Source organism: Paraburkholderia graminis, assembly GCF_003330785.1.
In the GTDB taxonomy this organism is placed as follows: domain Bacteria; phylum Pseudomonadota; class Gammaproteobacteria; order Burkholderiales; family Burkholderiaceae; genus Paraburkholderia; species Paraburkholderia graminis.
Genome location: NZ_CP024935.1, coordinates 102,906 through 124,574, shown reverse-complemented (window position 1 = coordinate 124,574; position 21,669 = coordinate 102,906). Strand labels below are relative to the sequence as shown.

The following is a 21,669-nucleotide window of genomic DNA, read 5'->3' as shown; positions in this document are numbered from 1 at the left end:
GTGCGACGTGGCCGGGGCGGTCGATAAGGTGACGCCATGCTGCCGCTTGCCGGAGGCATCGGCAATTGCGAAATTGCGCAGTGTGCTTGATGTTTCTTACCGCCCGCCATTTTGTTTGCCCCCGCGCGCTATTGGCGGCCTAGAATAACCGGACGCTTAAAAATACGGATTCAAAGGAGACAAAGGTTGTGCGGGTTTCAACGTCCGCCTGCCGCTCACCGCCATGACCCGTCCGCAAACACCACAGACGACGCATCGAATCGCGCTGCTCTTCAACGCGAACAAGGTCTACGACCGCGAGATCATTACCGGCATCGGCAACTACTTGCTGTCCACGCGCGTGGCGTGGGACCTCTTTCTGGAAGACGACTTTCGTTGCCGGTTGACGGGCATCGAGCGCTTCGACGGCGACGGCATCATCGCGGATTTCGACGATCCTGCCGTAAGCGAAGCACTGCGCGATTGTCCATTGCCGGTGGTCGCAGTGGGGTCGTCATTCGAGGACCCGGCGCAATATCCCCCGGATTTACCCTATATCGCAACGGACAACAGCAAGCTCGTCTCGCTCGCGTACACGCATCTGATTGGCGCGGGCCTCGAACACTTTGCGCTATACAGCCTGCCGCAGGCGCAAGAAAACCGCTGGGCGCAGCAGCGCGAACTTGCATTCGCACATTTGCGCAACGCGGACGGCCACAGCGCCGAACAGATTCAAGGCGAGATCTATCGCGGTCTTTCCACGAGCGCGCCTTCATGGAACCAGGCGACCGAACAACTCACCGCGTGGCTGCGCGAATTGCCGAAGCCTGTCGGCATTATTGCCGTGACCGACGCGCGTGCGCGGCATTTGCTGCAAGCGTGTCTGATTGCGGGCATTCCGGTGCCGGAAGAAGTGGCGATTATCGGTATCGACAATGATCCGCTCACGCGCACGCTCACTCGTATTCCACTTTCTTCCGTGATTCAGGGTACTGAGGAAATGGGCCGCACCGCGGCTCACCTGTTGCATCAGATGCTGCATGGCGCGCGCTTTCCTGGGCGGCGCATTCTCGTGCCGCCTGTTGGCATCAACGTACTCGAATCGACCAGGCATCAGCCGCTCGCGAGTCCCTATGTAATGCGCGCGCGGCATTTTATTCGCCAGTATGCTTGCCAGGGTATTCGCACTGAACAGGTGGCCGACTATGTCGGCGTGTCGCGTTCGTCGCTCGAAGAGTACTTTCGACGCGAGCGCAAGTGCACGGTGCATCAGGAGATCTTGCGCCACAAGCTCGATGTCGCGAAAGCGCTGCTTGCAAAACGCGATGCGTCGAGCGCGGAAGTGGCAATACGTTGCGGCTTTACGTCGCTGCAATACATGTACGCCGTATTTCGTCGGGAGCTTGGGTGCACGCCACGCGAGTACCAGGAGCGCGCGAGTTTGACTCAGGCTTCGACGCCAGGCTGAACATGCCTTTACTTTTTTATTTTCTATCGACGACATGATCAGCATCGCACAACTTTCTTCCGAGCCGTGGGGCACGCTCAATGGCGGCGATCCGGTACGGCTCTTTACATTGCGTAACGCGCACGGCATGAAGGTCGCGATTAGCGATCTCGGCGCGACGCTGGTTTCGTGGCATGCGCCGGATCGCGCGGGACGTCTCGGCGATATTCTTCTCGGCCACGACACACCGGCTCAGTACTTCGCGGCCACGACTTTTATGGGCGGCCTGATTGGCCGCTGGGCGAACCGCATTGCCGACGCGCGTTTTACGCTCGACGGCATCGAATACACACTCGACCGCAATGAAGGCACGAAGCTGCTGCATGGTGGAAGCGTCGGTTTTCATCGCGCGATGTGGGATGTGAGCGAAGACAATGGGTCGCTGTTGATGCGGCTCGAGTCGCCGGAAGGCGACGCCGGTTTTCCGGGCAATGTGACCGCGCAAGTGCGCTACACGCTCGACGACGACGGCACCTTGACCATCGAATACGAGGCCATTGCCGACGCCGCGACGCCGCTCAATCTCACGAGTCATGGCTATTTCAACCTGACGGGCCGCGCGGGTGCCGATATTCGCGGACATATGCTGTCAATCGACGCGGACCGGTTCTTCGAAGTCGACGCAGCGATGATCCCTTCGAAGCTCGCCGACGTAGCGGGCAACGCATTCGACTTCCGGCAAAGCGCGCCGATCGGCGCACGCCTTGAATGGCCGCACGCGCAACTCGTGCAAGCGGGCGGATTCGATCATTGCTACGTGTTGCGCGATGCACCTGGCGGCGCAGGCAAGGTGCGAGAAGTCGCGTGTCTTTACGACCCCGGCAGCGGCCGCGAACTGACCGTGTCGACGGATCAGCGCGGCTTGCAGTTTTATAGCGGCAACTTTCTAAAAGGCGATGCAGGACGCGGCGGAGCTCGCTATCAGACACATGCGGGACTGTGTCTGGAAGCGGGCGGCTTTCCGAACCAGGTCAACATGCCGGAGGAACAGAATGACGTGATCCTGCGACCCGGCGACACGTACCGGCAAGTGACTGCGTATCGCGTGGGTGTGCGCGAAGGCGTGTGACAAAACGCCTTCATTTGCAGTCGCTGGGATTACAGCACGCCGACTTATCAATTGCTGCAAGAGTGAATTACTGCATTGGGGGTTTGCCCTCGAATAACCGCTTCCTACAATCCGCGCATGGTGCCGACGATCCACAGCGGCATCGGACGACACCATTCCCGGAGGGAAGCATCATGAACACGCTGATCAAGGCAGTGACTCTTGCTGTTGCGCTGGCCGCGCCAGTTGCATCGTTTGCACAATTGGAACAGCCGCTCACGCGCGCGGAAGTGAAGGCTCAGTTAAAGCAGATCGAACAGGCCGGTTATAACCCGGCGGCTGCAGTGGATGCCAATTATCCCGCCGATATCCAAGCGGCCGAGGCTCGCGTTGCCGCACAGAACGCAATGGCTCAGAGCGACACGACCGGTTACGGATCGACGGCAACGGGATCGTCGCAAACGGGAGCGGCCGCGCCGGCTCAGTGACAACCGCTTTTCCGTAGATACGACATCGCACAGATTCGCTTTAAGATGACCGCTCGAAACGAGGAGCGGTCATGGGATCAACCGTCAAGAATTCATTGCTGTGGGTGTTCGAGCCTATCGAGGACGACCCCGGTTTCATGAGGAAGCGCTTATTCGGCTTTGAAGCAGCTTATGTCGATGGCTTGCTTTGTCTTTCGGTCGGCAATGGCGAAGAGCCGTGGAATGGATTGCTGGTATGTACATCGCGCGATCGACACGCAGATCTTATTCGCGAGTTCCCTGAGTTGGCACCGCATCCTGTACTCGGCAAGTGGCTTTATTTGTCGCAGACGCATGGAGAGTTTGAAGCGCTGGCGGGCGCGGTGGTTGAAGTAGTCAGAAGGCGGGACTCGCGTGTCGGCGTCGAGCCCGCGGCAAGAAAGAAGAGCGCGAAAAAGAATCGCTTCGTCTGACGGCACGCGATCGACATCTCGCGATGGGTCCCATCGTCACCTACCACACGAAGATAAACGGAAAGCACCCGCTTGCGCAGTACGGCGAGTTTTATGGCAACCGCGACGGTTGCTTTTTGATCCAATCAGACGCGGGCGTGCACGCTCGTCGCGACAACTCATTCGCGCGCGGCGACTCAATCTTTCGCCTGCGCGTTTCCAATCAGAAAGGCAACGACTAAGCACCAGCGCCGTCGCCGGTTTGCGACGAGCGCCGCGTCGGCATGCTCAGCCACGGCGAATGTTATTATCGGAAACACGCAATACAATCGCCCTTCAGCAGCAAACAAAGCAGCAACTCATGGACACGCACATCACGAAGCCCGCCGAACCCTTGACGACCGATCTGGGCCGTCGCGTACGCGCCGCCCGTCAGTCGCAAGACCTGACGCTCGAAACCGCGAGCCGCCTGTGCGGCGTCTCACGCTCGACGCTCTCGAAAGTCGAAAACGGCCTCATGTCCCCGACTTTCGACGTGCTGCAAAAAATCGTCCTTGGACTGAAGATCGAAATCGGCGAATTGTTTGGCTCTGCGCCGAAGATCAGCGCAAATGGGCGCCGCGCACTCACGCGCAAAGGCGAAGGACAGCGCCACGCATATCGCGGCTATCAAATGGAACTGCTCGCGACCGATCTCGCGCACAAAGCCATGCTGCCGTTTCGCATCCGCATTTCGGCGCACACGCTCGATGCGTTCGACGACTGGGGCCGCCACGAAGGCGAAGAGTTTCTCTACGTGATTAGCGGCAGCGTGTGCCTCTATTCCGAGTTGTATGCGCCGACGCATCTGAACGCCGGCGACAGTCTCTACTTCGACAGCCGCACCGGCCACGCCGCCGTGTCGACGAGTGAAGAGGATGCCGAAGTATTATGGATGGCGACAAGCGCCGACATTCCGCAAGCACCCGCAATAGACGAATCGCCCCGGAAATAGCGCGACGTCTCAAGCGTTCGCTTGTCCTCGCGCCTGTGCGAGCGCACTGAGATTGCCTTCGCCGAAACCATGATGTCCCTTGCGCTGAACGATCTCGAAGAAAATCTCGCCGGGTCCGCGGCGCACGAAAGTCTGGAAAAACAGTAGCGGTATACCGTCCGCGCCAATCTCTCCATCCACGAGAACATGCGTGCGCTTCAGGCGCTCGACGTCGAGTCCATGTCCCGGCAAACGCGCGTCCAGTTGCTCGTAATAGCGCGGCGGCGGCTCGACAAATTGCACACCGTTGGCAAGCAACTGCTCGACGCAAGCGAAGATGTCGTCGGTTGCAAGTGCAATGTGCTGCACGCCCTCTCCCGGATGATCGGGCAAGTATTCGTGCATCAGGTTCGTACGGCGCGTGCCTTCCTCGTAAAGCGGAATGCGGATCCCGCCGCACGGCGACACCATCACACGCGATTCCGCCGACACATGCCAATTCGCGTGCAGTTCGTGAATCTCGCGGAAATTGAGCAGATCGCGATAGAAGTCGAGCCACTCCTGCATGCGGCCTTCGCCGACCGTTTGCGTCAAGTGATCCACTGCGACGAGGCCGGTGCCCGCATGGCTCAGATCCGCCTGCGCGGTGTCGATCTGGATCGGACGGAAGTCGATGTCGAAGATGGAAATATCGCCAAGCCCGCCGCGCTGGCCGCCGCGTCCGCGCCAACGGTCGACAAAGTAAATGTGTGAATCGCCAATGCCCTGAATGGCCGGAATCAGCAACTCGCCGGCGCCGATTCGCTCGCCTTCGAACGCCCACGCGCCGAGTTCGATTGCGCGGTCGAAAGCGCGCTGCGCATCGGCCACGCGAATGCCGATTGCGCAAATGCCGGCGCCGTACTCTTCGGCGTAGCGCGCGGCGAACGAATCCGGCTCCGCGTTGATCAGGAAATTCATTTCGCCCTGCCGGTATAGCGTGACGTCCTTGCTGATGTGGCGCGCAATCGCCTTGAAGCCGAGTCTGACGAACGTGTCGCCGAGCGCCTGCGGATCGCGCGAGGCGAACTCCACGAATTCGATGCCGGCCGTGCCGAGCGGATTGTGCTCAGGCGCCGACACAGCGCGAAGCGCGGCCTCTGGAGTGGGCAAGTCGCTGGGCATGGCAATCTCCTTGTACTGTGTTTCGACGCTGTTTTCTGTGCAAGCTTTTGCTGAACTCGCAGTGTGACACTGCGTGGGCGATGTGATGCAACCGCGCGCGGTCGTCGACGGCTTTCGCACCGTGTTTTTACACCGGCTCGCGCCTGGTTCGCAACTTGAATTTGTACTGGATGGTTCACAAACACCGTGAGTCGGGCGCTCGAATATCCGGTGCTCCGGTGAGCGCAATGAGCCTGAAACGCCAACTCTGTTACTTCGCCGCCGCCGTGCGGCGCATCCGCTTGCGCAAAGGCTTGCTCGCCGGTTTGCCGCCGCTCGCCGCCATCCGCGATTGCGCGACCTCTCGCACCGCGTCGATAAACGCCCGTCCCACTGGCGAAGGCTGCGTGTCCGAGCGCCGGATCAGACCGACCGGTTCGTCGGTGCCCGCAAACGGCAACGGCAAACGCACGAACATGCCGTGCGCCAACTCGTACTCCACTGCACTCAGCGGCACGAACCAGACGGCGTCGTTCTCGAGCGTCAATGCACGCCCCGTCGACACCGACAACACTTCGACAAACGCGGACAACGGCAGCACGCCCCATGCGCTCAGCAGACTGTCCGCCGACTGCCGGATCAGCGTGCCGAACGGCGGCAACACCACCGGGAAATCCTGCAACGCGGCGGACGGCAACCCCGGCGTGTCGCCGAGCGGATGCCCCGCCCGCACGACGGCGATCAGCGGTTCGCTGAACAACTGCTCGAAGCTCAGGCCGACCATGCGCTCAGGGTCGGCGAGCCGGCCGACTGCGAATTCAATCGTGCCCGCTTTCAGGCGCTCGAGCAATTCGGGGTTAGCGCCGGTTGCCAGACGCACGATCACGCGTGGCCAGAGCGACGCGAAGCGCTTGAGGACCGGCGGCATCAGCGCGGCGGCGACGGTCGGAAGAATCCCAACTTCGAGCGTGGCCGCGGCGGCGCCTTCGGCGCGCGAAAGCAGATCGACGCCTTGCCGCAATGCGCTGACGCAGGCGCTCGCGTGCGGCATGAAGAGTTGCCCTTCGCGCGTCGGCACGGCGCCGTGACGGCCCCGTTCGAACAGTTTCACGCCGAGAATGGCTTCGAGTTCCGCGACCGTCTTGGAGACGGCGGGCTGGGTGATCGACAGGCTGTCAGCCGCCCGCTGGACGCTGCCGAACTGGGCCACGGCCAGAAAGCATTGAAGATGACGGAATTTGACGCGACTGTCCGCGAGGCTGCGTTGCATAACGGCAGGTTATACGAAAAACGCCAAAACGTCATTTTTCATAACCGGACAGTTTGGATAAAGTGGCCTTATAAGCTCTATCCCACAATTGCCGAAGGAGACATCGATGGACGATTCCTTTCTCAGCGCGCGCGATTTCGCGTCGCATCCCGAGTACATTTATCCCGGCTACGGTTCGTCGGTTAAACGCGGTCCCACGCGTCCGCTGATTCCGTTGAAGGAAAAGCTGCGCGATCAGCGCGTGCCCGTCTACGGCACCGAAGACCTCGGCGCGCTCGACAACGATCTGACCCGCAACGCCGTGCGTAATGGCGAGCCACTTGGCGAACGTATCATCGTGACGGGCCGTGTGCTCGACGAGGGCGGCCGGCCGGTGCGCAACACGCTCGTCGAAATCTGGCAGGCGAACGCGGCGGGCCGTTACGTGCACAAGGTCGATCAGCACGACGCGCCGCTCGATCCGAATTTTCTCGGCGCGGGCCGCTGCATCACCGATAACGAAGGCCGTTATCGCTTTCTGACGATCAAACCCGGCGCGTATCCGTGGGGCAATCATCCGAATGCATGGCGCCCGAATCACATCCACTTCTCGCTGTTCGGCGAGCATTTCGGTTCGCGCCTCGTCACGCAAATGTATTTTCCGGGCGACCCGCTGCTGGCGTTCGATCCGATCTTCCAGGGCACGCCGGAGCATGCGCGTGACCGGCTGATAGCCAACTTCTCGCTCGACACGACGCAAGAGTCGTACGCGCTCGGCTACGACTTCGACATCGTGCTGCGCGGCCGCAACGAAACTCCGATGGAGCGCTAAGCCATGACCACTCTCAAGCAAACGCCCTCGCAGACGGTCGGACCGTACTTCGCGTACGGCCTGTGCCCGCAGCAATACGATTTCGACTTCAAGAGCCTGTTCACGCCGGTTCTCGCGGACCGCGAGGCGGCCGGCGAGCACATCACGATCGTGGGCCAGGTGTTCGACGGCGACGGCAACGTGATTGGCGATGCGATGCTCGAAGTGTCGCAAGTGGACGCGGACGGGCACTACCCCGAATCGCGCGACGAAATCCTGAAGACCGGTTTTCGCGGCTTTGCCCGCGTCGGCACGGGCACGGACCCGCACAAGCGCTTTGTCGTGGAGACGATCAAGCCCGGCCGCGTGAGTGCGGACGAAGCTCCGCATCTGAACGTGATCGTCACGATGCGAGGCATGCTGCTGCACACGTTCACACGCATTTATTTCGAGGACGAAGCGAATGCCAATGAACGCGATCCGGTACTGGCAGCGGTTCCGGCCGATCGCCGCGATACGCTGATCGCGCGGCGCGACGCGAATACGGCGAACGTGTATCGCTTCGACATCCACATGCAGGGCGACAAGGAAACGGTTTTTTTCGACCTGTGACGCGGAATCCCTACACTTTCATATAGCTTTCGCCTACACTGAAAGCGATCCGTCAAGCGACTGGATCGCGAAACTCCGAGTAGTTGAGCCCGCCTTAGTGCGGGCTTTTTTTGCGTCCGCTGAAAATGCAGGCTCGATCTGCAGGCTTGATCATCACAACGAGCAACGCAGCCAGCGGCGGATTCTGATCACGTCCGCAATATGATCGTGCGGACCTGGCGCGCCGAGCACGACAATGTCGATCGGCCTGCCGTGCACGATCATTCGCACGACAACGCAGTGTCCCGCCTCGTTAATGAAGCCGGTTTTCTGCAATACGATCGACCGGTCGCCGCTTCTCACCAGCGCATTCGAGTTGTGACAACTCAAACGCGCGCGCGGACCGCCAGGAAATACCCATTGATCGCGATCGGTCGAATACGCGCGAATCAGCGGATAGCGGCTGGCGGCCGCCACGAGCCGAGCCAAGTCGCGCGCCGTCGACACGTTATGCGGCGACAAGCCCGTGCCGTTTACAAACGACGTATGACGCATGCCGAGCGCGCGCGCCTTGGCGTTCATCGCGGCCACGAAGCCCGGTCTGCCGCCGGCGTAATCGCGGCTCAACGCGGCAGCCGCGCGATTTTCCGACGACATCAGCGCAATGTGCAGCATGTCGTGGCGCGACAAAACCGAGCCGACGCTCAGACGCGAACCTGTGAACTTGTCGAAATCCTGATCTTGGACGGTGACGTTCAGCGGTGCATCGAGTGCGTGCCGTGTGTCGAGCGCGACGACGGCCGTCATTAGTTTGGATACCGAAGCAATCGGCATCACGCGATCGGCCTGCTTTTCGGTGAGCACGGTTTGCGTTCGTTCGTCGACCACGAAGATCGAACGCGCGCGCAGCAATGCGCGAGACTTTGGCGTATATCCGCAGCGGGGCAGCAGGCGGAGCCCCGCATGGGCCCCATGTGCGGTATTCATCGATGTACGCGATGCGGGTTCTCGAGGCTGCCGGTTGCGATGCGCGGTCACTCCGGCAGTACGCCGTCCATTGCGCGGCTCGCGCGCAATGCGTGCGGCGTGGCGGCGCGATTTCGGCGCGAGCTTGCTTGCGTGCATGGAACGCTCGTCGTCGGTGACATGCTTGCGCCTGTGCGCCTTGCGCGTGGCAACCTTGTTCGCTTTGCCGGCGCTTCGCGCTTTGGCCTTCGACGTATGCCGCGCGGGCGGCGAGATATGACGGCTCACGCGAACCGACGCATGCCGAACAGGCTCGTGAGTCGCGCCGAAGGTCCAGCCGACGTTCAGGCACAACAGGCCGAGCACGACGACATAACGGAGCCACGCAGCAAAACGGAATTCAGGGAATGACGATGAAGGAGTGGGTCGACGGTACGGCATGCAGCTTCCAGTTCTGTGCCGCGCGCGCCCGCGATGAAGAACTGCAGCGGAGCGCGTGGCCGGCAACGACCCGGGGATGTTAAGGGAGATCGCGCACACGATCAACGGCAAATGTCCGCGCCGGTTAATCGCAAGCGACGTCGATGCCGCGACGGCATTGCTCGCGCTTAGCAGCGAAAGTGGTCGATGTTCTGTCCGGCGTAAATGGCGCGCGCGAGCCAGTCGGGCTTGTCGCCGTGGCCGTCCCACGTATTGCCGAACGCGTCGCGATACATGACCGCGCGCGTCGCGGCGGCGTCTACCGCTATCGACTCGCCGAGCGCTTCGATCGTGATGCCGTATTCGTCCATGCGCCGGCGTATCCACGCGATCAGGCGCTCACGCGCATTCCCGTCGAGGTCGAACAGCCGTTGTTGTTCTTCTCGCTCTTTCATCATGACCGGTTGCAGCTAATAATGTTTGTGATGGAAATAAAATGGCTTGGCTAAAAGAACGCGAAGCCTATGCGCTATTCACGCATGATTGAGATGAGCCGCGTGCAATTGAGCTTGCAATGCCTCTCCCGATGCGCAAAGAAACGCATCTGGAAATCATGCCCAGCAAGTCTCGGATTTAAGGGGAATTCGCCGCTACTGCTCGAATCGCACACCGCATGGGCGGTATCCCGAAGCATCTTCAGCGTATGAAACCAATTCTAGCATTCAAACAATTCTGCTTGCAGCCAGCGTGTACTTCTTTGCATTGCGCGGCGCTTATTGTTTATTGCATTGTGAATATCGCCGATGTGAAACCGATTCAACAAAGCAGAAGCGGCACGCTCACGCCCGTGCTATGTTTCGGCACATCGTCTGTTCATACCCAATAGAAACGCACAGGAGACACTATCATGCCTGCCTCAACCGCCATCCTCACTATTCTCGCGGCGCTGCTGTTAGGCGCAATGAGTCCGGGACCGAGTTTCGTCATCGTCGCGCGCAATGCGATTGGTCTGTCGCGCGGCGACGGTCTGGCAACGGCGCTCGGCATGGGCATCGGCGGCGTGTTTTTTAGCGGCATTGCACTGCTCGGCTTATACACGTTGCTGGCGACCGTCGAATGGCTTTATATCGGCCTGAAAGTGGCCGGCGGCCTGTACCTCATTTATCTGGCCTCGAAGATCTGGCGCGGCGCCGCCAAACCGCTTGCGTTCGACGCGACGCAAAGCGTACCGACCAATCCACGTCGATCTTTCTGGATCGGTCTCAGCACGCAACTCAGCAATCCCAAGACAGCGGTTTATTACGGCAGTATTTTCGCGGCGCTTTTGCCGCAGCATCCGCCGCTCTGGTGTTATTTCGCGTTGCCGCCCGCCATCTTCGCCATCGAAGCGGGCTGGTACACGATCGTCGCCTTGTGCTTTTCGAGCAAGCGCCCGCGCGAAATCTATCTGCAGTGGAAAGCGTGGATCGATCGCATCGCCGCAAGCGCCGTCGCGGCACTCGGCTTGCGTTTGATCGTGACCGCGCACAAGATCGGCATCTGACATTGTGCGGACCAACGGCTTTGCTCGTATCGACGAAAAGCCGTTGGCCGCGAACAGGACGGCTATCAGGGCGGCATTGCCAGGCCGCGGCGGGCTGCGAGCGAACGACTGTCGAACAACTCCCCAACGATAGTTACAAGATAAGTGTTGACGCCGGTATGCCCCAGCGGTTACTGTTGCATCCGAAGTTCAAGAAGTTCGATTGCTGTTCATCAATGTCTCGCTCCCTCAGCGGTATTCGTTGTCCTCTCCCTCCTTGACGCTTCAGCCGCTCTTTCGCAAGAGCATATTTTCTATTTCTTTCCTCAAGGATTCTTCATGGATACCGGTACCGTTAAGTGGTTCAACGACAGCAAAGGCTTTGGCTTCATCACCCCGGACAAGGGCGGCGACGACCTGTTCGCGCACTTCTCCGAAATCAGCGGCAACGGCTTCAAGACGCTCGCTGAAAACCAGAAGGTGAGCTTCGAAACCAAGCAAGGCCCGAAGGGTCTGCAAGCGGCCAACATCACGCCGCTCTAAGCAAAGTTTGAAGGGCTCGGTGTCCGGCAACGGACATCGGGCTGCAGCGACATCCTCGCGGAGCTTCGTCTCCCACAGTTGGCGCGCGATCGCTTCAGAGTTGCAGCTATGTCGGCAACTCGCTCGAGCGCCAAACGCCTCGTTGCACCTCATTCCCCTTTCGGCTTCAACGCCCTTTTAGCTTTCCGGCTGCGTACTGATTCGGCTCGCAATGGCTTTGAATCGGCTCGTCCGCGCGACTCAATGACAGTTCGCATGGCGGCCGCGCACCCGTACATTATTAAAATACAAATGCAAAACAAACATATTCATCATTACAACGGCTATGCCGTTCAACCTTCGGCGCACCGTCTGCCCGATGGCACCTTCTCGTCCAACCTGCTGCTCGAACGCGCTGACAGCGCGCGCGCGGATGGCCTCTACCAGTTCTATTCGCTCGACTACTTCGCCGACGAAGAACAGGCATTGGAGCATTCCGCACGTTGGGCACGCGAGTGGGTCGATACGCGCGGTTGACGCCACGATAAGCGCGCGAAGTCAGAAGCTCTGATCTATTGCCGCTTATCGTCAAAGCACAGGCCAGAACGGCCACGCTTTTCCTGCCCAATTTATCGGCACGCGGATAAAGAATCCGCTTCGACAGCCGTTATGCGAACTATGGCGCGGCCTCGCCCGCGCTCCCTATTTCGCGCTCAACGCACTGTCGAATCCGATAAATGAACCGTCTGACACTAAAACAGAAGTTGTGGGTGCCCCTGCTGCTTTGCTGGGTAGCGCTGCTGATCGTGACCGTCGTCAACGCGCTCGAAGCGCGTAGCGCACAAATGGACGCGCGTCGCTCGGCGCTTGCCGACGTCACGGACATGGCGGCGTCGATCGTCGCGGACTACGCGAAGCAGGCGGACGCCGGCAAGCTTTCCGTCGACGACGCGAAGCAGCAGGCCATTGCCCGCGTGACGGCACAGCGTTATGGCAAATCGGGCTACGTGACGATCGTGCGCAGCGACTCCGTAATGGTCGCTCATCCGATGAGCCCGCAGCTCAACGGCAAGGACATGAGCGGCTTTCGCGACGCCAAGGGCACCGCGCTCTATCACGACATCGCAGCGGCGGGCGGCTCGTCGGCCGGCTCGGGCTACCTGCGTTACTGGTGGCCAAAACCCGGCGAGACCAAACCCAGCGAAAAGATCGGCTACGTGAAGCGCTTTGCGCCGTGGAACTGGGACTTCATCGCCGGCGCCTATATGGACGACATTCAGGCGCAGTTCTACGAGACGCTGCTGCGCTCGGGCGGCATGCTGCTCGTACTCGGCGTGCTCGTGTCGTTCGTCGCGTCGCGCGTGGTGCGCAATGTCTCGCATTCGATTGGCGGCGAGCCGTCCGCGGCGGCGCAGATCGCCATGCGCATCGCTCGCGGCGACCTCGCGACGCCTATCGACTTGCGTCGCGACGATACCTCCAGCCTGCTCTTCTCACTGCGCGAGATGCGCGATCAGCTCGCGGCCACCGTCGCGCGCATCAAGAATTCGGCCGAGACGATCACGGTTGCTTCCAAGGAAATCGCCGCGGGCAATCTGGATCTGTCCAGCCGCACCGAAGAACAGGCGGCGTCGTTGCAGCAAACCGCCGCCAGCATGGATGAACTCACCAAAACTGTCACGCAGAACGCGGACAACGCGGCGACCGCCTCCGAACTCGCGAAAGACGCGTCGAGCATCGCGGCGCGCGGCGGCGAGGTTGTCAACGACGTCGTCGAGAAAATGGCCGGCATTACCGATAGTTCGCGCAAGATCGGCGAGATCATCAGCGTGATCGAGGGCATTGCGTTCCAGACGAACATCCTCGCGCTCAACGCCGCGGTCGAAGCCGCGCGCGCCGGCGAAGAAGGCCGCGGTTTCGCGGTCGTCGCGGGCGAAGTGCGCAATCTCGCGCAGCGCAGCGCGACGGCGGCCAAGGAAATCAAGGTGTTGATCGACCAGTCCGTCGAGCAGGTCGGCGAAGGTTCGACGCTGGCCGGCAAGGCCGGCAGCACGATCGGCGAGGTCGTTGAGGCCGTGGGTCGCGTCACGGCGATCATGAACGAAATTTCGGCGGCGTCGAAGGAGCAAAGCTCGGGCATCGGCGAAGTGAATCTCGCGATTCGGCAGATGGACGACGTCACGCAGCGCAACGCCGCGCTTGTCGAGCAGGCCGCGGCCGCCGCAGGCTCGCTGGACGAGCAGACCGAGCGGCTGCGCGAGGCCGTCGCAGTGTTCAGGGTCGGGCAAGCCGGCTGATCTTTACCGACGACACACGCACGCCCACACGTTTCTCGCACGCATAAAAAAAGGTGCCGCGAACGGCACCTTTTTGTACAACAAGCAGCTTCTGGTGAAGCTTAGAAGCGGTGACGCAGACCGACCGTAGCAGCCGTCTGGTTCTTCGACGACGACGGAGCTTGCGTGATATCGCCGCTGTAGATCGAAGCGACACCGCCGTCGCCCATTGCGTGCTGGTACACGGCTTGAGCGTAGACGTCCGTACGACGCGACAGCGAGTAGTCAGCCTGCAGGCCGATCTGGTGGTAACGAACCGAGGTCGAGCCACCGTTTGCGGCAACGCCATAGCCCTTGCCGTCGGTGAACGTGTACGCCACGCCCAGGCCGAGAGCCGGCGTCAGGTTGTACTTGCCGTTGACTTCGTAGTTGTTAGCGCGCAGCGATTGCTGAACACCTGCAACGTTGTCGATACGCGATTGCGTCCATGCCAGACCGACAGTTGCCGGGCCGAACGAGTACGAACCTGCCGCGCCGAATTCGCGCTGACGGAAGTTGCCCGTCAAGCCTGCGAACGCGCCGTCCGAAGCGCCGCCGTTGCTAGCCGTGCCTGCTGCGTTCGTTGCGCCCGGGTTGTTCTGCTGTGCGTAAGCAGCGCCCAAACGCAGACCTTGCCACTGGTAAGCAGCGCCCAAGCTGTATTCGCGGTTGTTTGCGAATGCGCCAGCCTGGTTCGAGAAGCCGTACGTGCCGCCGAACGTGAAGCCAGCGTAGTTAGCGCTCGAGTACTTGACCGAGTTGTTGACTGCGAAGCCGCCGTTCGTGTTCAGGTTGTCGTTGTTGAACGGGTGCGCGAAGTACGTGCCGCCCCAGCTGCCCGTTGCGGTCAGCGGTGCCAGGTAGTCTTGCGCTGCGTCGTATTGACGGCCCAGCGTGACCGAACCGAATTGCGCGCTCGACAGACCGACGAATGCCTGACGGTTGAACATGCCGTTGTTGTTAGCGAAACGGCCGTTGTTGATGTTAAAGCCGCTTTCCAACGTGAAGATTGCCTTCAGGCCGCCACCCAGGTCTTCCGAACCGCGCAGACCGAAACGGCTCTGATCGATGCCGCCGCTGCCGGCTGCCCACTTCGAGTTGTGAGCAACGTTGCTCGTGTAGGTCACGCCAGCGTCCAGCAGGCCGTACAGGGTAACGCTGCTTTGTGCGTGAGCAACGGATGCGAACGATGCGGCAACCGCAACGACGATGAGACTCTTTTTCATGCGTGGGACTCCTGTTCGATAAATTTTCGTTGGGGAGCGGGACCAGCCTCGGCGGTGCACGGAGGCGCCGCCGCCCTTGACGCCGCCCCGTTCTGGGACGGCCGGGCACCCTTGAAACGAAGCGTGAGTGTAGGGGGTCACCCTAATAGCGGCGCGCGCAATTCACGCAACACGGTCTTGCCCGATCCGCAATAATCGAACGGCCGTTTCCGCTAAGTTATTGTTTTTGGAGAATTAACCGGAATAAGGGACAGGCGGGCCGACTGCCTTCGCCATAAAATATTTGCAACTTTTCAATAACTCAAGTTGCGCAAATGCAACAGGTTGTAATACGCGCGAAGCAATACGGGGAGCAGGCGGGCAATTAACCGCTCGCGGAGTCTGCTTATTAATTAAGCAGCATTGCCAGCGGGTAATGCGCGGTTAGGTTTATTTACGAATTCCGGGAACTAAATCGAATTAATACTGTCTTCTCGCGTGGATTGCCTATTAAAACCGTATCCAGTTCTCGCGCAGAAAATGAAAAGCCGCCCATTAGGCGGCTTATTGCGGTTGCGGAATGACGCCGCACTCACATTATTCGATGCTGATAAGTGAATGATAAGTGAAGCCTTCAGCACGGGCGTTGCCCGGAGGTGAACTGCGGCGCCGACCGCCGCGTGACAAACCCGGTGCTGAAAGCGGACGGCAATGCATCGAACAGCCTTCCATCTACATTAACGGCACGGCCGTTCGCCTTTTCACGAGTAGTTTCCCCAATTCCGTCGGCTGGACTCCGTGATCTAGGAGTCGTCTTCGGGCAGCCCGAGCGCGTCCTCGTCCTCCGGGGAACTGCCGGGCGCCAGCGGATCGGTGTCGGGCGGCGTGTCCGTCAACGGACGTGGCTGCTCTTCCGGCGCATCGAGCGGCTGGTTCGACGGGTCGGCAATGGGGTCGATGGTGGGATCGGTTTGCATGGTCAGCCTCCTGCGGATGGGAACATCTCCCACCCTGAGCCGCGCAACGGCTATTCCCGCTGTGTGCCGCTTCAGCGGCTTGGGCCGAAGCCCTTGATCGTCGATGTAGAAACTGCGCTTGCGCGTAGCGGAAATTTCCCGCGTCGTTGCTGCGGCGACATTCCTTTAAGGACGATCCGCGCCGGACGTCGTCGGATTATCGGCGGCGCCTGTCAGAAAAGGCTCCAGCCCAAACAGCCACGCAAAGCAGAACGTGATGCACGCCAGCAGGCTGAGTTGACGCGACGGCGCACTGTCGACGACGCCGTGCAACGGCGTGACGAGCACGGGCTGGGACTGTGAAAACTCTGTAGCGGTCTGGTCTTGTGGCATGGCGGTTCTCGTTATTTGACTTCTATCTGTGCGCCGAGCTTTAGCAAGGTGCGTGCCGCGCTTGCCACTGTTCCTATTAGCGCTCGAGGTCGGTGTTTACCCGTCAACCGCGTTTTTCGACTTGCACACACGCTCAGTGCAACACAAAATGTAAGCGCTATCATTGCGACGAATCCACCTTCGATGCGGGCGCCACCGCGTTTAAACGCCGCCCGACGACTCGTAATGTAAGCGCTAACACAACATCCGAACGTAGCAACGACTGCGGCAGCAGCAGAGCAGGAAGAGCCGCCAGAACCCCGAACCACCGCGCGCCGCCCGCGAGCACGCGCAAAACATCCACCCGCCCGGCATCGCATCGGCGCGGTCGCCCAGCAAAACCGCAAACATGAAACGGAGACGACGATCATGAGCGCAACCCCGAGCCACGAGCAGGCCCCGCCCACCATCCGCCGCGCGCAGGTCGTGGCGCTCACGCTGCTGATGGTGAGCGGCATCGTCAACTATCTGGATCGCGGGACGCTGGCCGTCGCCAATCCGTTGATCCGTCACGACATGGGCCTGTCGCTCGGGCAAATGGGCCTGCTGCTTTCCGCGTTCTCGTGGAGCTACGCGCTCTTCCAGTTGCCAGTCGGCGGACTCGTCGACCGGATCGGACCGCGCAAGCTGCTCGGCATCGGCCTGATCGTCTGGTCGCTCGCGCAGGTGGCCGGCGGCTTCGTGTCCACCTTCGGCTGGTTCGTGCTTGCGCGGATCGTGCTCGGCATCGGCGAAGCGCCGCAGTTTCCGTCGGCGGCTCGCGTGGTCAGCAACTGGTTTCCGCTGCGCGCACGCGGCAAGCCGACCGGCATCTTCAATTCTGCGTCGCCGCTCGGCACCGCGCTCGCGCCGCTTTGCCTCTCGGTGCTGGTCGTGAATTTTCACTGGCGCTGGGCGTTCATCGTGACCGGCGTCGTGGGGCTGATCGTCGCGGCCGTCTGGTTCGCGCTCTATCGCGACCCGGCGAAAGCGACGATGAGCGAAGCCGAGCGCCTCTATCTGGAAGGCGACGAAGCGGACCGCAAGTCGCAGCCGACCGTCACGTTCGCGGAATGGCGGTCGCTCTTTTCGCACGGCACGACGTGGGGCATGCTGATCGGCTTCTTCGGCTCCGTCTATCTGAACTGGGTCTACCTGACATGGCTGCCCGGCTATCTGACGATGGCGCGTCACATGAGCCTGATGCACACCGGCGTGGCCGCGTCGGTGCCGTTTTTCTGCGGCTTTCTCGGTTCGCTCACGGCCGGCTGGTTCTCCGATCTCATCACGAGCCGCAGCGCGAGCCCGGTCGCGAGCCGCCGTAATTCCGTGGTCATCGCGATGCTCGGCATGGTCGCGTTCACGATTCCGGCCGCGCTCGTGCAGAGCAATACGCTCGCGATTGTGTGCATCTCCGTGGTGATCTTTCTGGCCAACGCGGCGTCCGCCAGTTCGTGGGCGCTCGCGACAGCGGCCGCGCCGCCGAACCGCGTCGGCTCGCTCGGCGCGATCCAGAACTTCGGCGGCTTTCTCGGCGGTGCGCTCGCGCCCATCTTCACCGGCTACATCGCGCAGACCTGGTCGTTCGTGCCCGCGCTATTGACGGCCGCGGGCATCGCGTTCATCGGCGCAATGAGTTACCTGCTGCTGGTGCGCAAACCCATCGCCGACGAACCCGCCGCCAACGAACCGATGCAGGCGCCGGCATGAGCGCGCCGGACTCACGAACCCACTTCAGGAGCATCACACCATGACAAACGCGCAGCAAACTACCTCGTCAATTGAAGGCATCGTCCCGGTGATGCTGACTCCCTTCGACGACTCCGGCGCAATCGACTACCCCGGCCTCGAACGTCTGATCGAGTGGTACATCGCGAACGGATCGGATGCGCTCTTTGCAGTCGCGCAGTCGAGCGAAATGCAGTTCCTCACGCTCGCCGAGCGCGGCGCGCTGGGGCGCTTCGTCGTCGAGAAAGTCGCGGGCAGAATTCCTGTCGTGGTGTCCGGCCACATCAGCGACGATCCGGACGCGCAAGCCGAGGAACTCAACGTAGCCGCGGCCACGGGCGCGCAAGGCGTCGTGCTCGTGACCAACAGACTCGACCCCGCTCGCGAAGGAACGCAGGCATTCGCCGCGAATCTCGAGCGGCTGCTCGCGCGCCTTCCGTCGGACGTGCCGCTCGGTCTCTATGAATGTCCCGCACCCTACCGACGGCTTCTTTCGGATGACGAACTAAAGCTCTGCATCGACACCGGTCGCTTCATCATGCTGAAAGACGTAAGCTGCGATCTGCCGACGGTCAAGCGCCGCGTCGCACTTGCAGAGGGCTCGTCGCTGAAGATCCTCAACGCCAACGCGGCCATTGCGTGGGACGCGATGAAAGCCGGCTCCGCGGGCTTTAACGGCGTGTTCACGAACTTCCATCCTGACCTGTACAAATGGCTGCGCAACGACGCGGCGCAAGATCCCGCACTCGCCGAAGAACTCGCGACGTTCCTCGTGCTGGCTGCCGTCAGCGAATCGCTCGGTTATCCCGCGCTTGCGAAGATGTACCACCAGCGCATCGGCACGTTCGGCTCGATCCGCTGCCGCGTGATCGACTACGACGTGCGCGAACGGTTCTGGGCGCTGGATGCGATCCTCGACAAGATCGTCGCCGGCACCGAGCATTTTCGCGCGCGCATCGCGGCGCTCCGCTAGTACTGCGCGCGCTATGCCGCGCCATGCGTTCCATCGCCGCGATTACGCTGTGCGAAGCGCGGCGGTAAGATGGCAGGCTTCCCGCTTCGCGTTTGCTTTTCGAACTCATGTCCGACACGCCCGAGTCACCCGCTTCCACTGCCCGAACCCAGACGAACCGTGTGCGCCGCGGCACGGGCCGCACGGTGCTGTCGGACGTCGCGAAGCTCGCGGGCGTTTCGACGGCGACCGTATCGCGTGTCTATAACGAGCCCGAGAAAGTATCCGCCGCCGTGCGCGAGCGCGTCGAGCAGGCCGCCGTCACGCTCAACTGGTTTCCCAACGCCGCCGGCCGCGCGCTCGCGTCCACGCGCAGCCACATTGCCGGCATCATCATTCCCACGCTCGACGATCAGGTGTTCGCGTCGCAGGTGAGCGGCATGCAGGCCGCGTTCGCGGCGCGCGGCATTACGCTCGTGCTCGGCTGCTCGAACTACGATCCCGCGCAGGCGCTCGTGCAGGTGCGGGCGATGCTCGCGCGCGGCGCCGAGGCGATGGCCGTGGTCGGCGAAGCGCATCCACCCGAACTCTTCGACGCGTTGCGGCTCTACCGCGTGCCGTATGCGGTGACGTACGCGTATCGCAAGGAAAGCCCGCACGTTTGCATCGGTTTCGATAATTTCGCCGCCTATGTGCAGATGACCGAGCATCTGATTGGCCTCGGTCATCGCTCGTTCGCTGTGTGCATCCAACCGACGCGCGACAACGACCGCGTGCAGGCGCGCGTCGCCGGCATTCGCGCGACGCTCGAACGCCACGGCCTCGCGGTGCGGCCGGAACACATGTGCGAAGGCGAATCCACCATTGCATTCGGGCGCCGCAGTCTGCGCGCGATCTGGGAAGCGCCATGCGAACGTCCGACTGCGATCATCTGCGGCAACGATCACATTGCGCTTGGCGTGCTGCGTGAAGCGCAAGAACTCGGCATTGCGATTCCCGATGAACTCTCGGTGACGGGCTTCGACGACCTCGAAATATCCAAAGCGATTCGCCCGACGCTCACGACAATGCGTGTGGACACCTACGAAATCGGACAGCTCACCGCGCAACATCTGCTCGACGCGCTCGACGGCAAGCGGCCGCAACGCAGCCATGAAGTGCGCGCGCTGCTGCATGTGAGAGAGTCGTCGGGGCCGGCGGCTACGCGCGCGGCCGGCTAAGCACCGCCTGCCGTCACCTCGCCATACGCGCGCTTGAGCCGCGTTACGCCTTCTTCGATGTCGGCGATACCCGGCGCCGCAAACGACAGGCGCAGCGACGCAGCGTCGACGTTGTCCGCGAAAAACGCCTTGCCTGGCACGAACATCACCTTGTTGCCGATCGCACGTTGAAGAAGCGCGGACGCGTCGATGCCGTTGCCGCTCTCACTCAAACGCGCCCACACAAACATGCCGCCTTCGGGCCGATGAAACTCGAGCGCATCGCCGAGTTGCGCGTGCAGTGCGTTGCATAGCGCTTCGCATTTGCGTCCGTACATTGCGGTAATGCGCGGCAGATGCCGTTCGAGCGCGCCGTCGGCGAGATATTCGGCGGCGATGGCTTGCGTCCACGGCGCGCTGCAAAGGTCGACTGTCTGCTTGGCGATCACGCAACGGCGCGTGATTTCCGCGGGTGCAATCGTCCAGCCTACACGCAGGCCGGGCGCAACGATCTTCGAGAGGCTCGCGAAATGAACGACCCAGTCACGCGCGCCGTCGACTTCGGACGCAAGAGAAAGGATGGACGGCACGGCTTCGCCGGAAAAACGCAGGTCGCCGTATGGGTCGTCCTCGACGATAAGGAATCGGTACTGCACCGCCAGCTTCAGCAATGCGATGCGGCGCTCGCGCGTAATCGTTGCGCCAGTGGGGTTCGCAAACGTGGGGACAGTGTAGAGCAGCTTCGGTCGCGCAAACGTACCGGACGCAAGAAGCGTGGCGAGACGGGCGACGTCGAGGCCGTGTGCATCGACGGGAACCGTAACGATTTTTGCCTGCTGAAGCCGAAGTGCCTGAAGCGTCGCCGGATATGCAGGCTGCTCAGTCACCACGACATCGCCAGGACTCACCAGCACGCGAAGCAACAGGTCGAGTCCCTGCTGCGATCCGGTTGTGACCAGCATCTCGTTCGGCTCGCACGATACATTGCGGCGCGCCATCAACTGGATGAGTTGGTGCTTGAGTAAGGGTAGCCCGTCGGTGGGTCCGTATTGAAGACACAGGTTCGCGTCGTGATACGCGCGGCCCGCTGCTTGCTTTAGACCGTCTACATCGAACAGATCGCTCGCGGGATAGCCGCCGGCAAACGAAATCATGCCGGGCTCGCCGAGATACTTGAACAGTTCGCGAATCGGAGAGCCCGAAGGATTCTGGAAAGGCGCGGTGAATTCGTACATGTTGTGATGGGCTCGAAG

The 21,669-nt window shown here is 61.3% G+C and carries 23 protein-coding genes; 15 read left to right on the top strand and 8 right to left on the bottom strand.

The window, feature by feature from the left end:
• Positions 1–223 precede the first annotated feature (223 nt).
• The 6 genes from CUJ91_RS18785 (at position 224) to CUJ91_RS18760 (ending at position 4,447) form a co-directional block, all read left to right on the top strand.
• The gene (locus CUJ91_RS18785) at positions 224–1,447 is read left to right on the top strand and encodes a XylR family transcriptional regulator (RefSeq protein WP_114156836.1); all 1,224 of its coding nucleotides are present in this window, start codon (positions 224–226) and stop codon (positions 1,445–1,447) included.
• A gap of 34 nt (positions 1,448–1,481) precedes the next feature.
• Positions 1,482–2,555, top strand: coding sequence for an aldose epimerase family protein (locus tag CUJ91_RS18780; protein WP_006047715.1), 1,074 nt, complete (start codon positions 1,482–1,484; stop codon positions 2,553–2,555).
• Between the two features lie 173 nt (positions 2,556–2,728).
• On the top strand, positions 2,729–3,022 hold the full coding sequence (locus CUJ91_RS18775) for a DUF4148 domain-containing protein (RefSeq protein WP_114156835.1): 294 nt from the start codon (positions 2,729–2,731) through the stop codon (positions 3,020–3,022).
• Positions 3,023–3,093: 71 nt separating this feature from the next.
• Positions 3,094–3,474 carry a hypothetical protein gene (locus tag CUJ91_RS18770; protein ID WP_114156834.1) on the top strand — a complete coding sequence of 127 codons (381 nt, stop codon included), beginning with the start codon at positions 3,094–3,096 and terminating at the stop codon, positions 3,472–3,474.
• A 23-nt stretch (positions 3,475–3,497) separates the two neighbouring features.
• Complete coding sequence (locus CUJ91_RS18765; protein WP_114156833.1) at positions 3,498–3,695, top strand: hypothetical protein; 198 nt, start codon at positions 3,498–3,500, stop codon at positions 3,693–3,695.
• A gap of 119 nt (positions 3,696–3,814) precedes the next feature.
• Positions 3,815–4,447, top strand: a complete 633-nt coding sequence (locus CUJ91_RS18760) for a helix-turn-helix domain-containing protein (RefSeq protein ID WP_029971560.1) — start codon at positions 3,815–3,817, stop codon at positions 4,445–4,447.
• A gap of 9 nt (positions 4,448–4,456) precedes the next feature.
• Here CUJ91_RS18760 and CUJ91_RS18755 read toward each other — a convergent pair whose 3' ends face one another.
• Both CUJ91_RS18755 and pcaQ read right to left on the bottom strand, forming a co-directional pair.
• Positions 4,457–5,590 carry a 4-hydroxyphenylpyruvate dioxygenase family protein gene (locus CUJ91_RS18755; RefSeq protein WP_114156832.1) on the bottom strand — a complete coding sequence of 378 codons (1,134 nt, stop codon included), beginning with the start codon at positions 5,588–5,590 and terminating at the stop codon, positions 4,457–4,459.
• Between the two features lie 250 nt (positions 5,591–5,840).
• Positions 5,841–6,839, bottom strand: coding sequence for a pca operon transcription factor PcaQ (pcaQ, locus tag CUJ91_RS18750; protein ID WP_114156831.1), 999 nt, complete (start codon positions 6,837–6,839; stop codon positions 5,841–5,843).
• A gap of 106 nt (positions 6,840–6,945) precedes the next feature.
• Here pcaQ and pcaH point away from each other — a divergent pair, with 106 nt between their 5' ends.
• Together pcaH and pcaG are read left to right on the top strand one after the other, a co-directional pair.
• Complete coding sequence (gene pcaH, locus CUJ91_RS18745) at positions 6,946–7,650, top strand: protocatechuate 3,4-dioxygenase subunit beta (protein ID WP_006047708.1); 705 nt, start codon at positions 6,946–6,948, stop codon at positions 7,648–7,650.
• A 3-nt stretch (positions 7,651–7,653) separates the two neighbouring features.
• Positions 7,654–8,241 (top strand): protocatechuate 3,4-dioxygenase subunit alpha, encoded by a 588-nt coding sequence (gene pcaG, locus CUJ91_RS18740; RefSeq protein WP_114156830.1) that lies wholly within the window; start codon positions 7,654–7,656, stop codon positions 8,239–8,241.
• Positions 8,242–8,394: 153 nt separating this feature from the next.
• Here pcaG and CUJ91_RS18735 read toward each other — a convergent pair whose 3' ends face one another.
• Both CUJ91_RS18735 and CUJ91_RS18730 read right to left on the bottom strand, forming a co-directional pair.
• Positions 8,395–9,627: a serine hydrolase gene (locus CUJ91_RS18735; protein ID WP_114156829.1), complete on the bottom strand. Its 1,233-nt coding sequence runs from the start codon at positions 9,625–9,627 to the stop codon at positions 8,395–8,397.
• A gap of 167 nt (positions 9,628–9,794) precedes the next feature.
• The gene (locus tag CUJ91_RS18730) at positions 9,795–10,061 is read right to left on the bottom strand and encodes an H-NS family nucleoid-associated regulatory protein (RefSeq protein WP_114157991.1); all 267 of its coding nucleotides are present in this window, start codon (positions 10,059–10,061) and stop codon (positions 9,795–9,797) included.
• Positions 10,062–10,513: 452 nt separating this feature from the next.
• Between CUJ91_RS18730 and CUJ91_RS18725 the strand changes: the two genes are divergently transcribed.
• From CUJ91_RS18725 to CUJ91_RS18710, 4 genes are all read left to right on the top strand, one after another.
• Complete coding sequence (locus tag CUJ91_RS18725) at positions 10,514–11,149, top strand: LysE family translocator (protein WP_114156828.1); 636 nt, start codon at positions 10,514–10,516, stop codon at positions 11,147–11,149.
• A gap of 318 nt (positions 11,150–11,467) precedes the next feature.
• Positions 11,468–11,671 carry a cold-shock protein gene (locus CUJ91_RS18720; RefSeq protein ID WP_006047703.1) on the top strand — a complete coding sequence of 68 codons (204 nt, stop codon included), beginning with the start codon at positions 11,468–11,470 and terminating at the stop codon, positions 11,669–11,671.
• 291 nt (positions 11,672–11,962) lie between these two features.
• Positions 11,963–12,187 (top strand): hypothetical protein, encoded by a 225-nt coding sequence (locus tag CUJ91_RS18715; protein WP_029971551.1) that lies wholly within the window; start codon positions 11,963–11,965, stop codon positions 12,185–12,187.
• Between the two features lie 200 nt (positions 12,188–12,387).
• Entirely contained in the window at positions 12,388–13,947 is a 1,560-nt protein-coding gene (locus tag CUJ91_RS18710; RefSeq protein WP_114156827.1) for a methyl-accepting chemotaxis protein, read from the top strand.
• A 101-nt stretch (positions 13,948–14,048) separates the two neighbouring features.
• Here the strand turns inward: CUJ91_RS18710 and CUJ91_RS18705 are convergent, their stop codons facing one another.
• From CUJ91_RS18705 to CUJ91_RS18700, 3 genes are all read right to left on the bottom strand, one after another.
• Positions 14,049–15,191, bottom strand: coding sequence for a porin (locus CUJ91_RS18705; RefSeq protein ID WP_006047700.1), 1,143 nt, complete (start codon positions 15,189–15,191; stop codon positions 14,049–14,051).
• Positions 15,192–15,973: 782 nt separating this feature from the next.
• Positions 15,974–16,147: a hypothetical protein gene (locus CUJ91_RS34445; RefSeq protein ID WP_165919888.1), complete on the bottom strand. Its 174-nt coding sequence runs from the start codon at positions 16,145–16,147 to the stop codon at positions 15,974–15,976.
• A 165-nt stretch (positions 16,148–16,312) separates the two neighbouring features.
• Positions 16,313–16,519, bottom strand: a complete 207-nt coding sequence (locus CUJ91_RS18700) for a hypothetical protein (RefSeq protein ID WP_029971549.1) — start codon at positions 16,517–16,519, stop codon at positions 16,313–16,315.
• Positions 16,520–16,927: 408 nt separating this feature from the next.
• Here CUJ91_RS18700 and CUJ91_RS18695 point away from each other — a divergent pair, with 408 nt between their 5' ends.
• The 3 genes from CUJ91_RS18695 (at position 16,928) to CUJ91_RS18685 (ending at position 20,437) form a co-directional block, all read left to right on the top strand.
• Positions 16,928–18,247, top strand: a complete 1,320-nt coding sequence (locus tag CUJ91_RS18695) for an MFS transporter (protein ID WP_114156826.1) — start codon at positions 16,928–16,930, stop codon at positions 18,245–18,247.
• A 40-nt stretch (positions 18,248–18,287) separates the two neighbouring features.
• Positions 18,288–19,238 (top strand): dihydrodipicolinate synthase family protein, encoded by a 951-nt coding sequence (locus CUJ91_RS18690; RefSeq protein ID WP_053859648.1) that lies wholly within the window; start codon positions 18,288–18,290, stop codon positions 19,236–19,238.
• Between the two features lie 107 nt (positions 19,239–19,345).
• Positions 19,346–20,437, top strand: coding sequence for a LacI family DNA-binding transcriptional regulator (locus CUJ91_RS18685; protein WP_006047695.1), 1,092 nt, complete (start codon positions 19,346–19,348; stop codon positions 20,435–20,437).
• Here the strand turns inward: CUJ91_RS18685 and CUJ91_RS18680 are convergent.
• Positions 20,434–21,651, bottom strand: coding sequence for an aminotransferase-like domain-containing protein (locus CUJ91_RS18680; protein WP_114156825.1), 1,218 nt, complete (start codon positions 21,649–21,651; stop codon positions 20,434–20,436). The two genes, CUJ91_RS18685 and CUJ91_RS18680, sit on opposite strands and share 4 nt — an antisense overlap.
• Positions 21,652–21,669 lie beyond the last annotated feature (18 nt).